Source organism: Myxococcus sp. RHSTA-1-4 (assembly GCF_020037125.1).
Lineage (GTDB): Bacteria > Myxococcota > Myxococcia > Myxococcales > Myxococcaceae > Myxococcus.
In genome coordinates this window covers 119,619-132,265 of the sequence record NZ_JAIQDG010000012.1, presented here as the reverse complement: position 1 = coordinate 132,265, position 12,647 = coordinate 119,619, and the positions used below count along the sequence as shown (strand labels likewise).

The following is a 12,647-nucleotide window of genomic DNA, read 5'->3' as shown; positions in this document are numbered from 1 at the left end:
TGCTAGTGGCGGTGGCCGCCGTGCTTGCGGGAGGGAGCGGGGGCGGGGGCGCTCACCGGTGCGGGCTGGGGCTCCTCTTCCTCGTGGTGGTCCTCGTCCTCGTGCTCCTCGGGGATGGGCTGGGTGAACTTCTGACCCGCCACCTCCAGGGTGAAGGCCTTGCACGTCTCGGGGACCTCGAACTCGAGCACCGCGGGCAGCCGGCCCTCGTACGACTTCAGGACCTTGCCCTGCTCGTCGTAAATGGTGCCGCCCGCCGCGACGGTCATCGTCTCGTCCACCAGCACCGCCACCAGCTCCGCCATCTCCTCCATGCGGTGGGAGATGCGGTGGCACCACAGGTGGCCCACGCCCGGGTACGTCTCGTGGGAGATTTCCTCCATCTGCTCTTCATCCACCTGGTCGCCCACGCCGACGAACACGAAGTTCATCCGCGGCAGGCGGCCGGCGGCGATCTCCTTCGCCACCTGGGTGGCGTAGGCCCGCACGTCGTTGCCGTCCGAGAGCTGCGAGTCGGTGATGATGACCGCCAGCCCCCGGCGCGCGCCCGTCTGCACCTGCTGCTTCATGTGGGCCACGAAGTCCCGCAGCACCGGGAGCATCACCGTGGCCTTGCCGTAGAAGCGCGGCCCCGGGAAGCGGAAGTCCTTCGCCTGCAAGGCGGTGAGGTCCCCCACGTGCTCCAGCTGGCTGCCGTCTCCCGTGGCCCAGTACGCAACGCGCACCACGCCGTCGCGGTCCTTGGATGCGAGGTACTCCAGCATCCACCGCATCTCCGGCTCGACCTGGTTCTTCACGGGCGCCAGCTTCGCCAGCACGCCGCGAGGCCCGTACTCGTCCTCCATGCTCGCCGAGCCGTCCATGTAGAGGGCCACGTCCAGCCCCTCCACCGTCGGGTCGTGCAGCAGCGTGGCGACGACCTTGTTCCCCATCCGGTGCACGTCCGAGAACGGCCGGACGATGACTTCGTGGCCGGCCATCAGTGGTGGTCCTCGTCCTCGTCGTGGTGGTCCTCGTCCGGCAGCGGCTGGGTGTAGCGCTGGCCGTTCACCTCCAGGGTGAAGCTCTCCGCGCCCTCGGGCACGTCGAACTCCAGCACCGCCGGGAGGCGGCCCTCATAGGTCTTCAGGACCTTGCCCTTGTCGTCGTAGATGGTGCCGCCGGCGGCGACCGTCATGTTCTCGTCGACGAGCACGGCCACCAGCTCCGCCACCTGGGTGATTTCCTTGGCGATGCGGTGGCACCACAGGTGGCCCACGCCCGGGTACTCGGTGTGGGCAATCTTCTCGAGCTGCTCCTCGTCGATGCCGTCACCCACGCCCACCAGCACGAAGTTCAGGCGCGGCAGCTTTCCGGAGGCGATCTCCTTCGCGACCTGCTCGGAGAACTTCTCCACCTCATCCGCGTCGTGGAGCTGGCCGTCGGTGACGATGACCGCGCAGCCGCGGCGGGCGCCCTGCGGCACCTGCTCCTTGAGGTAGCGCACGTAGTCCTTCAGCGCGGGGGCCAGGTACGTGTGGTTCCCGAGCTTCTTCGCGCCGGGGAACTTGTACTGCTTCACGTCCACGCCCTTCAGCTCGCCCACCACCTCCACCTCGCGGCCGGAGTTGCCGCAGGCCCAGTAGGCCACGCGGAGCTGGCCGTTGCGGTCCTTGGTGGCCAGGTACTCGAGCATCCACTGCACCTGGGGCTCCACCTGGTTGGCGGGGTCCTTCAGCGGCGCGCCGCGAATCCACTCCAGGAAGGTGCGCTGGGGCCGCTCATACTTGTACTCGTCCTGCATGCTGCCCGACGCGTCCATGTAGATGGCGACGTCCAGGCCCTCGACGGTGGGGTCGTGCAGCAGCACCGCGCGCACCTTCCCCTCCTCCACGTGGAGGTCCGAAAACGGCTCTACCGGCTTCTCGTGTCCCATGGTGTCGTTGTTCCCCCTGCGATTGGGGGGCGACGGTATCGCCCCGCGGGCAGGAGCCGCAACGGCCCACCCTCAGTCCTCGAAGTCGCTCATCCAATCCGGCTTCTTCGCGGGGGACGCCGTGTTCGTGGAGGGCTTTGACGCGGGTTCACCGCGAGTGGCGCCGAAGTCCGCCATCCAGTCCGGCGTGCCGGACTTCTTCGCGGGCGCGGGAGGCGGAGTGAAGGCCGGCTTCGCCCGCGTGAGCTTCGGCTTCGCGCCGCCCGGGTGTGACGCGGCGTGCGCGTTGAGGAAGTCCTGCATCCACTCGTCCGGGCGCGGCGGCTTCGGTGGCGCGCGAGGGGGCAGGGGACGCGGCGCCACGGCCGCGGCGGCCACGGGAATGGCCATGGAGCCGACGGGCACGGGCGCGCTGCCTCCGGGACGGACGAGCGCGCGGAGCACCCGCTCCGATTCCCCGGGCCAGCCGGGGAGGGCGGCGAGCGCGGCGCGGGCCACCTCGAGGAAGCCGGGGGCGCCGGCCTCGGTGGGCACCTTCACCTTCTCCGCGCGCAGCCACTCCGCCATGCGGGTGAGGAGGCCCGGGTGGTTGCGCCGGAGGATGGCCACGTCGCCCTTCACCTCATAGCCGCGCAGCTCCAGGTCCGCGATGGCCATGGCGCGGCTGGGGACGGGCAGCTCCATTCGCGCCAGCGGCTCCGGGCCGCCATGCGCGCGGGCGTCCTCCTGGAGCTGCGTGAGCACGTCATGGAGGATGCGCGCCACCATGGGGCCGTTGGAGGCGTTGCCCACCTGCAGCTCGGGTGGCACCGCGGGCCAGGCGAGCACCAGGCCCCGGCCCTCGGCGAGGCGCTCGGGGCGGTCCCCTGGAAGCAGCGCGTGGTAGCCGCGCGGCGCGGAGGGGCTCTCCGGCGTCTGCACGTAGTGGAAGGCCTCCGCCGCGCCGTGCACCAGCCCGGCCAGCACGTCCCCGCGCGTCACCGTGAGCTGCCCCGGCACGCGTGTGGGCGCATCACCCGGCCACGGGCCCGACAGGTGGCCATAGAGGTACACCGGGTCGTTGAAGCCCTCCGCGTCGGAGGGGTGCTCCACCAGTTCCACGGCGAAGAAGTACAGCTCCTCCGCGGCGATGCGCCGGGGCGTGCGGCCGGAGGCGACCTCGTGGTGCGTGAGCTGCGCCTTCGCCTCGGCGGGGAGCGGGTCTCTCGCGCTGGCGGGCACCACGTGGACGTTGCCCACCGCGTCGATGCCGACAATCCACTCCTGCTCCAGGAGGTGTCTGGCCTCGAAGCGGAACGCATCCACCACGTGCGCTATCGCGGAGGCGTCCGACTGGACGGGCTCGGCCGCGCTGGCGGCATGGGGGACGAAGTAGCGGGGATGGCTCACGGCGGAAGGGGAAGGCTCGCGCAACCGCGCCACTCAATCAAGGCCGGCCCGCCGGCTTCCCGCCCGGACCTCGAGCCGGGGACACTGAAACGGCCACGGGCCGGGAGGAGCGTCGTGGAGACGTTCCGCCCGGCCCGCGGGGCCGGCGCCGTGAGGCGCGTGGCTACTGGTCGTCGCAGGGCGTGCCCAGGCGGGCGCCCTCGTACACACCCAGGTCGTTGTAGATGAGCGGCAGGTTCTCGTGGACGGGCACCTGGCGCAGCTCGAAGGACTTCTTGGTGTTCTCGATCCACATGGAGGACTTCTCCTGGTCGAGCACCAGCCGGAGCTCGCCCTTCTTCGTGGAGAAGATTTCGCCCTCGGAGTCCGAGACGACGTTGGTCATCTTCTGCTGCTTCAGGGTGCCGCGCTGGCCGATGAAGACGCGGTAGCTCTTCTGGTCGGCCTCGTGGAAGCCGCGGTCCACGAAGTAGTAGTTGCCCTTGGTGTCACGCAGCAGCGCGTGGGGCGCGTACTTCTGCGGGTTGGGCTGGTACGTGGCCTTGCGCAGCAGGTCCGCGGCCTCCGCGCCGTCCATCAGGGTGAGGGGAATCTTCTTCTCGCCGCAGCGCAGGGCGCAGCTCTTCTCCTTCGCGTCCAGCTCCACCTCCGACATCACGCGGTAGTCCATGCCGCGGAAGTTGGGGTTGGCGGACTTGTTGAAGAAGCGCGGCTCCAGGAAGGAGTTCGACGGCGCATAGTGGCCCGGGCTGGCCACCAGGACGAAGGTCTTCCCGTCGCCGTAGTACATGCGCGGGCGGTTCTCGTCGTCCTCCGGCGCCAGCACCACGTAGTGCCCCTTGCCGTCGGTGCACACGGAGGTGGCTTCCATCAGCATCTTCTGGCCGAGGTTCTCCTCCTTGCCCCAAGGCGGCTGGACGGGGTCGGCGGCCAGGGAGGCACCGCACGCGAGGGACATCGCGACCGCTGCGAATCGCTTGAAGTTCATCTGGGAGGGCTCCGGCTACAGGTTCGTCTTGAGGAACCGGGTGGCGTGTTGGTCCTGGTTGCTGGCGTCCTTGTGGGTCGTCCAGATGACGCGGTCCGCCTCGAGCTTCGGCTCCAGGGCGTTGCCGAAGCGGCAGCTGACCTGCTTCACCTTCTCGCGCACGGTCTGCTTCGCGATGTTGGAGACGGTGCACAGCTGCTTCATCGCGGTGAGCGGGGCGTCACAGTAGCTGGAGATGCTCAGCTCCTTGAGGTGGTCGTCGGTGACGCTGCTCCAGTCGATGGCCGCCGACACCGAGGTGCCGCACGCGCTGTTCATCTCGTGGAGCGTGTCGGCGTAGTCCTTGTCGTGGCGCGCGGCCTCGCCCTTGCGGTCGAAGGCCATCAGCTTCGCCAGCGTGCCGTCCTTCTGGAGCTTCTGGTACTGCGAGTAGACCTCCTCCGGCTTGAGGGACTGGGTCTTCTTCTCGTCGTAGGTGAGGCGGATGGCCTGCTGGCGGCCGGGCACGTACATCTCGTAGCGCTGGTCGCGCACGTGCAGGGCCGTGTAGTCCCGGCCGTGCCACTGCGTCTTGTAGTTGAGCTGCACGGTGCTGCTGGTGCTCCAGTCGTTCAGCTCGTAGGGGAAGACCTTCCCGTCGAACTCGGAGCCCGTGCCGCGCACGCGGATGAGGAACTTCTTGTCGGACCGGGGCGCAAGGGGGACGACCGCGACTTCCTCGCCCTCGGTACCGGAGTACACCTTGCCCGCCTCCACGGGGGCAGCCGCCAGGCTGGGTGCGGCCCCCAGCGCGACCGCCGCGACAATCACTGCGACCATGGTTCTCAAGCGAATCACCTCGTGCTGCGGAGAGGGCCCCCCTTCGCGAAAGGCCCGTGTGTCAGAGTTCGGTGCCGTACCGCTTGCAGAACTTGCGGACCCGGGGCTTGTCCGAGGCGGCGACCTTGGGCCATTGGGCATTGATATTGCTCAGGTCGTTCTGCTTGCAGTAGGCGCGGGTGAGCAGCGAGTACGACGCCTTGGCCACGAAGCCCGTGCGCTGGCTGCTCTGTGCGAGAGCGATGGCCTTGACGGCATCGCCAGCGGCCAGGGCGCGCTCGCCCTCGGCCAGCAGCTCCCGCACCCGCTCGGGCATTTCCTCGGACTGCTCCGGGCGCGCCGTTGGGCGGGTGGTGGTGGCCGGCTTGTCCGGCGTGGTGGTGGCCACCGTGGGAGTGTTGGAAGGGCCCGGCTCCGGCGTGCCCACGTCGGGCGGAGGCTGCTGCACGGCAGTCGTCGGGGTGCCGCTGCCGGAGTTTGTTGGGGGCTGATTCACCAGGGCCGTCGGGGTGCCGTTGCCGGAGTTGGCCGGGGGCCGCTGCACCGCCGTCGTCTGGGGGCCGCTCACCGGCGTCGTGGACGGAGTCCCGGGGCGGCTCATCAGCCAGACCACGCCACCACCGGCGACGAAGAGCGCCACGGCCGCGGCGGTGACCAGCGGGCCACGGCTCCTGGTGGGCGCGGGCTGCATGGCCTGCGCGGGAGCCACGGCGATGGGCTGCGCGGGGACCCCGGCCACGGACTGCGCGGCGTGCATGGGCTGGCCCGGGGCCACGCCCTGGACGGACGCGGGGCCCTGCTGGGGCACGGACTGCACCGGGGGCGTCACCGCGGTGATGGGCTGGGGCGGGCGCTCCGGCGGAGGGACGGGGACCTGCTTGGAGATGAGCGTGGGCTCCAGGGCCGGCGGGTCCATCAGCGGCGCGCCCATGCGACCCGTGCCGCCCCCCGCGAAGGGCTCGGGCTGCACCATGCCCATGCGGCCCGTGCCGCCCCCCGCGAAGGGCTCGGGCTGCACCATGCCCATGCGGCCCGTATCCGGGACGGCGGCCTTGCCGCTGCCCGGTGCAATCGTGGCGTCGAAGCCTTCCTCGCCCGCGTTGTCCGAGGGCAGCGCGATGCCCGAGACGGGCCGGGCGCTCGGAGTGGGATGGGGCGCCGCAGGGCGGGGAAGCGGCTGCGCTCCCGGCTGCGGAGAGAGCGTGTGCAGCGGGCTGCCCGTCAGCGCCTCCACGAAGGAGGCCACGTCCGGGAAGCGGTCATCCGGGCGCTTGGACAGCGCACGCTCCACCGCGGCGAGGGTGTGCGCCGGGGCCTCCGGGCAGAGCGGGGCCAGCGGATCGGCCGGCTCGTACACGACGCGGAAGATCATCTGCGCCAGGGTGCCCGCGCCGAAGACGGGCTTGCCGGACAGCATCTCGTAGACGATGCACCCGAGCGCGAAGATGTCCGTCCGCGCGTCGATTTCCCGGTTCTTGCCCATCGCCTGCTCGGGCGACATGTACTGCGGCGTGCCGATGATGGTGGCTTCCTGCGTCTGCAAGGTCTCCGAGCTGAGGACCTTGGAGATGCCGAAGTCGAGCAGCTTCACGCGCTGAGCCACCACCCCGCCGGAGTCGGTGGGCACCAGGAACACGTTGGCCGGCTTGAGGTCCCGGTGGACGATGCCCGCCCCGTGCGCCGCCTGGAGCGCCGAGCCCATCTGCCGCGTGTAGGAGAACACCTCGTCCAGCGGCAGCCGCCCCCGCTCCAGCCGGGACTGGAGGCTCTCGCCGCGCAGGAACTCCAGCACCAGGAACGGAGTGCCGTCCTCCAGGGTGTCGTAGTCGAGCACCTCGACGATGTTGGGGTGCCCCAGCCGGGAGGCGATCTCCGCCTCGCGGCGGAAGCGGGTGAATATCTCCTGCGTCACCTGGTCCCCACCCCGGAGGACCTTGACCGCCACCTGCTTGCCGGGAAGGCGCAGGTGCTGGGCCAGGTACACCGCGCCCATGCCTCCCCGCCCCAGCACGGAGACAATCTTGTAGGTGTTGCGCAAGACGGTGTCGGTACGGAGGTCACCGTCGGAGGGTCGAGTCATTGGGTCGGAGCTCGTGGGTGTCGCGGCTGCCTGGTTGTCCCCATTCCATCCTCCCACCCCACCTGCAAGCAACCCTCCTGATGTCGTACGGCACCCAGTCCGGGGGCTTCAGGAGGGGAACACGCAGGTCTGACAGGCGTCCAACCCCCTATTTCCCGGCACGGGGCGCTGGCCGGCACCGGGCGGGGCGCCAGCCGGGACCGGGAAGTGCTGGAGGGTTTCCTCCATCCTGCTATGGAGGCGGCGTATGCCGACGGAGAAATCCCAGGACACGCTCGAGGTGCGCGTCCGCCGCATCCACCGCCGTGATTTGAACCGGACCTGGGAGTTCCTGAAGCTCGTCTTCCGCGACGTCAATCGCGAGACGGTGGAGTACCAGCGTCCCCGCTCCAAGCGGCGCTTCATGGAGGTCTACACCTCCGATTGGATAGAGCAGCTCCTCTACGAGGTGGACGGGGAAATCGTCGGCTATTCCGAGTGCGCCTTCGAGGCCACCGGCGACGACAACTGGGTCAACCCGCGCTGGTTCGAGAAGCGGGGCATGCGGCCCCTCTTCGTGGAGGAGCTGGCCGTGCACCCCGACTACCAGGGGCGCGGGGTGGGCAGCTTCATGATGGATCAGCTCCAGCACCTGGCTCGCACCCGGGGCTGCACGCACCTGGTGCTGGAGGTGGCGGAGAACAACGAGGCCGCCCTGGCGTGGTACCGGGCGCGCAACTTCTACAAGCTCGATGCCGCCATCTTCATGGCGCAGAAGGTCCCCGGCGAGCCAGACCTGCTGCCGCCCCGGCGCATCAAGCGCAGGCCGAAGGTGGCCCCGGATGCGGAGGGCAGCCCCAACAACGGCCCCATGCCGGAGACCGTCATGGTTCGCGTGGGTGGTGGGCGCAGGGGCAGGGCGGGGGCGAAGAAGGGCGGTTGAGGCCCGGTGCCCGGACTCAAGGGCCCGGAGCCGCGGGCGCCAGGGTGCGGGTGAAGAAGCGCTCGGCGTCGGTGGCCAGCTCGCGGTGGAGCTTCTCGCGGTCCACTCCGGGCGCGTCCGTGCAGAGCTCCTGGGCTTCCTCCTTTGCTTCCGGTGTGCAGGGGGCGAGGAACACGTAGTGCCCCGCTCGGGGGATGAGCGTGTACTCGGGCGGCGCCGGCAGCGAGGCCCGGACGTGGGCGGCGTGGTCCGCGACGGGGAGCAGCTCGTCCTTCGCGGCGGCGTAGAGCCGCACGGGGACCTTCACGTTCTTCAGCCCGGCTTTGTCGAAGAAGACGCCGACGGGGGCCATGGAGAAGACGGAGCGGATGCGCGGCTCGGCGGTGTCCTTCTTCAGGCCGGGCCGCGTGGCGCGGACCTTCGTCAGCTCCGCGCAGATGACGGGCTGCTTGCGCGCCTTGCAGTGCCGCTCCAGCCTGCCGAAGTCCGGCTCCGCGCCCGCCAGCAGCAGCACGGTGTATCCGCCCGCGGAGAAGCCCAGGGCGCCGACCCGGGCCGGGTCGACCGAGGCGCCGACCGTCCCGTCCGCCAGCACCGCGTCGAGCAGCGCCCGCATCTGCGACGCGCGCCCGAGCCACACCGCGTCCGTGCCCGCGCCGCTGGGGTCCCGGTAGTTGTCGCCCGGGTGGTCCAGCGTCGCGACGATGAAGCCCTTACGTGCCAGCGCGGTGGCGAGGTCGTGGTGCCCCCAGCGGCTCCCGGAATGGCCGTGGGAGATGAGCACCAGCGGGTAGCGGCCCGGGGCGAGCTCCAACTCCCTGCCCGCGTCGACGAGGTACAGCGCCACGGGGAGCGGCTCGTTGGGCTGCGCCGCCGGGTAGAAGACGAGGCCACTCATGGGGCCTCCGCCGACGGGGTCCTTCATCGCCAGCTCGCGGAAGCCCACGCCTTGTGAGTCCGCCAAGGCCGACGTGCCCAGCAGCAGGGCGAGGAGGGGGAGGGCTCGGTGGAGCGGGTTTCCGCGCGGTCCGGGTGTTTTCATACACCCCCATCCACGCGCAAAGGCTGGCGCCATTGCAAGCGCCAGCCTTCGCGAACCCCTGGCCCGCGTTACATCCGGTACGTCAGGCCGGGAGCGGCACGGAGGGGCCCCGGGGTTCCGCGTCCGGGGTGGCCGTGCTCGCGGCCGCGACGGTGGGGAGCGGAGGCGCCGGGGGCACGGAGACCTCGCCCACCGTCTCGCCGTGCTGGCTGAGGTCGAGCCCTTCCTCCTCCTGCTCGCGGGTGACTCGCAGCGGGACGATGCGGTCCACCAGCTTGTAGAGCAGGTACGAGCCCACGAAGGAGAAGACCGACACCAGCACCAGCGCCAGCATGTGCATCATGAAGGTGCGCGTCTCGCCGTGGATGAGCCCCACGTCCTTCGCCAGCACCCCCGTCAGCACCATGCCCACCACGCCGCCCAGGCCGTGGCAGGGGAAGACGTCCAGCGTGTCGTCGATGGCCGTGCGGCTCTTGAAATGCGCCGCCGCGTTGCTCACGAAGCTGGCCACCAGGCCCACCACGATGCTCTGGCCCACCGTGATGAAGCCCGCCGCCGGAGTCACCGCCACCAGGCCCACCACCGCGCCGATGCAGGCGCCCATGGCGCTCGGCTTGCGGCCGCGCAGCCAGTCGAAGGCAATCCACCCCAGCATCGCCGCCGCCGAGGCCGTGTTGGTGGTGGCGAACGCCAGCGCCGCCAGCGACGAGGCGGACAGCGCCGAGCCCGCGTTGAAGCCGAACCAGCCGAACCACAACATGCCCGTGCCCAGCATCACGAAGGGGATGTTGGCCGGCGTGTGCGCGGCGTTCTCCTGGTGCACCGTCCGGCGCCCCAGCACCAGCGCGCCCGCCAGCGCCGCGAAGCCCGCCGACATGTGCACCACCGTGCCGCCCGCGAAGTCCAGCACCCCCCACTTGCGCAGGAAGCCCTCCGGGTGCCACGTCCAGTGCGCCAGCGGCGCGTAGATGAACAGCGTGAAGAGCACCATGAACAGCACGTACGCCTTGAAGCGCACCCGCTCGGCGAACGCGCCGGTGATGAGCGCCGGGGTGATGATGGCGAACTTGAGCTGGAAGAGCGCGAACAGCAGCAGGGGAATCGTGGGCGCCAGGTCCGGATGCGTTTCGCCACCCACCCCGCTGAACATGAAGAAGGTCCGCGGATCTCCGATGAGCCCGTGGATGCTGTCACCGAAGCTCAGGCTGAAGGCCACTACCACCCAGAGCAGGCTGATGACCGCCATGGCGATGAAGCTCTGCAAGAGCGTGGACACCACGTTCTTCAGCCGCACCATGCCGCCGTAGAAGAACGACAGGCCCGGCGTCATCAGCAGCACCAGCGCCGTCGCGGTGAGGAGCCACGCCGTGTCCGCCGCGTTGATGGGCCCGCCCTGCTTCACCTGCGTCGCCGGGCTCACCAACAAGCCCATCGCACCTACACCCACCAGTAGGGCCACCGCCAACCACTTCTTCATTGCGCCTCCTCACGGAAGACTGACGCAACGCATTGTGGATCGGCTCAGGGTTAATTTCAACGGCAGGTAGCCTTGGTCGGCGCTCAGGAAGGATAAGTTCGTTGGTATTTGAGCTTGTTGGTCCTGATTCCAAGGGGGAAGGGAGATGGGGCGCCCGGCTGTCCGGCCCCCATCACGGCGGCCGGGCGCTCCCTTCCAGGAGGGTTCCGGCCTACTTCACCTGGAGCTTGCCGTCCTTGATGTCCAGGTCCTCGCCGCCCTTGAGCACCACGTTGCCGGCGCCCGTCTGCACGGTGCAGGGACCGGAGCCCTGGATGGTGACGGAGGCCGTCTGGCTCCGGCCGAACGTCACGCTCGTCTTCACGCCGCTGCACACCGCCGACCACGTGTAGTCGCGCGAGTCGCGGTTGTAGTAGCGCACGGTGACGGCCGCCCACGCGGCGGACGACGCGAGCAGCGAGGCCACCAGGGTCAGCGCCGAGAGCTTCGTCTTCATGTCTTCGTTCCCCCTGAGTCGGAGTGTTTGGGAATTCATACGAAGTCATACGCCGCATCCCTGACATCTTCCATGGCGGAGCCCGACGCGTGGGGACACCTCCCGTCGTGGTTTTCCACGACTCCGCGCGGAGTCCTTCGCGTGTGAACCAACTTCAGGGGTGCGCCGGACGCGCGGTCCTCAGTGCGCGGGCGTGGAGGCGTCCGGCGGCGCGAGGAGGCGGCTCGCGGGAAGGGTGCGCTCCAGCTCCTCGGGGTGGAGGCGGAACCAGCGGGCGATGAGCATCACCTCCTGCGCCTCGTGCGCGCGCAGGCCGAGCGTCTCCGGCTCCGGCCGCTCGAAGACTTCGCGCGCTCGTGCTCGCAGGGCCTCGCTCTCTTCGAGCGTGCCCGGCGCGGGCAGCTCGTCGCGCACGCTGCCCCGGCGCACGACGTAGGCGCGGTCCTCGCCGCCGTGCCCGGGCACCGTGTACACGAAGGAGAGCTGCTTCAGGAGCTGGCCCAGCTCGACAATCCAGCCGCGCATCAGCTCCAGCCGCTCCGCCCTGTCCCTCAGCTCCGCGGCGTATTCGAACTGGAGACGGCGGGCCGCCTGGCTCATCCGCTCGCGCAGCAGGAGGAGCGGCGTGTCGGACGTGCCTTCCAGGAAGCCGCGGGCCTGCGTGACACGGGCGTGGTACTCCGCCTGCGTGCAGCCGCCGGCGCACGGGGACAGGCAGCGGGAGAGCTGGCCGCGCATGCACAGGGGCTCCTGCTTCACCGGGAAGAGCTGGCCCTGGTCCGCCAGCCGCATCGGCGTGTCCGCGGCGCAGTCGCGCAGCTCCAGCAGGTCGCTCACCGCGCGCACCACCTCGGACACCGCGCTCCGGCCGTGGAAGGGGCCGAAGTAGTCGCCGCTCTCTCCGTTGGCCTGGCCGGCGACGCGCAGCCGGGGCACGGGCTCTCGCGTGAGGTGGATGAAGCAGTGGCCCCGGTCCTTCTTGTGCTCCACGTTGTAGAGCGGGCGGTGGGACTTGATGAGCCGGAACTCGTGCAGCAGCGCGGCGAACTCGCTCGCGGTGTACTCCCAGTCGATGCGGTGTGCGTGGGAGATGATCTCCGCCGCCTTCTCCCCGTCGTCCGCGCGGAAGTACGAGAGCAGCCGCGTCCGCACCCGCACGGATTTGCCCACGTAGAGGAGCTCTCCCGAGGGGCCCAGCATCCGGTAGACCCCGGGGCGGTTCTCGGCGTGCTCGCGAACGTGGGCGAGGAGTGAGTCGACGCGGGAGTCCATGCGCAGCGAAAGGGCCCTGGCGTGGAGCGGGGCCGGACGCTCCACCGTACACCGCGCCCGTGCGCCCGGGCGGAGTGGGTCCGGTGCATTCCGGTGCACGGCCGGAGGGCGAGCGGCCCGTCGCGGTGGGGGCCCGAGCGAGCGGGCGGCGGTTCACAAGCGTCTGTGGAGTTGCTGCTGGGGGGCTTCGCGCGCCCCCCGGCAGCGGGACTTCACGGGCGCGGTGAGGCCGGCCTCGGCCTCCCGG

11 protein-coding genes are annotated in these 12,647 nt (G+C 70.2%); 1 reads left to right on the top strand and 10 read right to left on the bottom strand.

From position 1 onward, the window contains the following. Positions 1-2: 2 nt before the first annotated feature. From K8638_RS18345 to K8638_RS18320, 6 genes are all read right to left on the bottom strand, one after another. Positions 3-980: a vWA domain-containing protein gene (locus tag K8638_RS18345; protein ID WP_223755838.1), complete on the bottom strand. Its 978-nt coding sequence runs from the start codon at positions 978-980 to the stop codon at positions 3-5. After that, positions 980-1,915 (bottom strand): vWA domain-containing protein, encoded by a 936-nt coding sequence (locus K8638_RS18340; protein ID WP_223755837.1) that lies wholly within the window; start codon positions 1,913-1,915, stop codon positions 980-982. Before K8638_RS18340 ends, K8638_RS18345 begins: the two co-directional genes overlap by 1 nt. 72 nt (positions 1,916-1,987) lie before the next feature. Beyond that, a complete protein-coding gene (locus K8638_RS18335) occupies positions 1,988-3,304 on the bottom strand; it encodes a hypothetical protein (protein ID WP_223755836.1) in 1,317 nt (438 codons plus the stop codon). 163 nt (positions 3,305-3,467) lie between these two features. Next, complete coding sequence (locus K8638_RS18330; protein ID WP_223755835.1) at positions 3,468-4,292, bottom strand: hypothetical protein; 825 nt, start codon at positions 4,290-4,292, stop codon at positions 3,468-3,470. 15 nt (positions 4,293-4,307) lie between these two features. Continuing rightward, on the bottom strand, positions 4,308-5,111 hold the full coding sequence (locus tag K8638_RS18325) for a hypothetical protein (protein ID WP_223755834.1): 804 nt from the start codon (positions 5,109-5,111) through the stop codon (positions 4,308-4,310). Between the two features lie 61 nt (positions 5,112-5,172). Continuing rightward, positions 5,173-7,191, bottom strand: coding sequence for a serine/threonine-protein kinase (locus K8638_RS18320; RefSeq protein ID WP_223755833.1), 2,019 nt, complete (start codon positions 7,189-7,191; stop codon positions 5,173-5,175). Positions 7,192-7,438: 247 nt separating this feature from the next. Here K8638_RS18320 and K8638_RS18315 point away from each other — a divergent pair, with 247 nt between their 5' ends. Beyond that, positions 7,439-8,113, top strand: coding sequence for a GNAT family N-acetyltransferase (locus K8638_RS18315; RefSeq protein WP_223755832.1), 675 nt, complete (start codon positions 7,439-7,441; stop codon positions 8,111-8,113). A 16-nt stretch (positions 8,114-8,129) separates the two neighbouring features. Here the strand turns inward: K8638_RS18315 and K8638_RS18310 are convergent, their stop codons facing one another. From K8638_RS18310 to K8638_RS18295, 4 genes are all read right to left on the bottom strand, one after another. Further along, positions 8,130-9,155 (bottom strand): hypothetical protein, encoded by a 1,026-nt coding sequence (locus K8638_RS18310; protein ID WP_223755831.1) that lies wholly within the window; start codon positions 9,153-9,155, stop codon positions 8,130-8,132. A gap of 82 nt (positions 9,156-9,237) precedes the next feature. Further along, on the bottom strand, positions 9,238-10,632 hold the full coding sequence (locus K8638_RS18305; protein WP_223755830.1) for an ammonium transporter: 1,395 nt from the start codon (positions 10,630-10,632) through the stop codon (positions 9,238-9,240). A gap of 211 nt (positions 10,633-10,843) precedes the next feature. Continuing rightward, entirely contained in the window at positions 10,844-11,128 is a 285-nt protein-coding gene (locus K8638_RS18300; RefSeq protein ID WP_223755829.1) for a hypothetical protein, read from the bottom strand. 180 nt (positions 11,129-11,308) lie between these two features. Next, a complete protein-coding gene (locus K8638_RS18295; RefSeq protein ID WP_223755828.1) occupies positions 11,309-12,400 on the bottom strand; it encodes a UvrB/UvrC motif-containing protein in 1,092 nt (363 codons plus the stop codon). Positions 12,401-12,647: the final 247 nt, after the last annotated feature.

Excerpts from the sequence above, each read along its gene's own strand:
- K8638_RS18345 (WP_223755838.1), bottom strand. The coding sequence starts at position 980 with ATGGCCGGCCACGAAGTCATCGTCCGGCCGTTCTCGGACGTGCACCGG.
- K8638_RS18295 (WP_223755828.1), bottom strand. The coding sequence starts at position 12,400 with ATGGACTCCCGCGTCGACTCACTCCTCGCCCACGTTCGCGAGCACGCC.
- K8638_RS18330 (WP_223755835.1), bottom strand. The coding sequence starts at position 4,292 with ATGAACTTCAAGCGATTCGCAGCGGTCGCGATGTCCCTCGCGTGCGGT.
- K8638_RS18300 (WP_223755829.1), bottom strand. The coding sequence starts at position 11,128 with ATGAAGACGAAGCTCTCGGCGCTGACCCTGGTGGCCTCGCTGCTCGCG.
- K8638_RS18340 (WP_223755837.1), bottom strand. The coding sequence starts at position 1,915 with ATGGGACACGAGAAGCCGGTAGAGCCGTTTTCGGACCTCCACGTGGAG.
- K8638_RS18325 (WP_223755834.1), bottom strand. The coding sequence starts at position 5,111 with ATGGTCGCAGTGATTGTCGCGGCGGTCGCGCTGGGGGCCGCACCCAGC.
- K8638_RS18320 (WP_223755833.1), bottom strand. The coding sequence starts at position 7,191 with ATGACTCGACCCTCCGACGGTGACCTCCGTACCGACACCGTCTTGCGC.
- K8638_RS18305 (WP_223755830.1), bottom strand. The coding sequence starts at position 10,632 with ATGAAGAAGTGGTTGGCGGTGGCCCTACTGGTGGGTGTAGGTGCGATG.
- K8638_RS18310 (WP_223755831.1), bottom strand. The coding sequence starts at position 9,155 with ATGAAAACACCCGGACCGCGCGGAAACCCGCTCCACCGAGCCCTCCCC.
- K8638_RS18315 (WP_223755832.1), top strand. The coding sequence starts at position 7,439 with ATGCCGACGGAGAAATCCCAGGACACGCTCGAGGTGCGCGTCCGCCGC.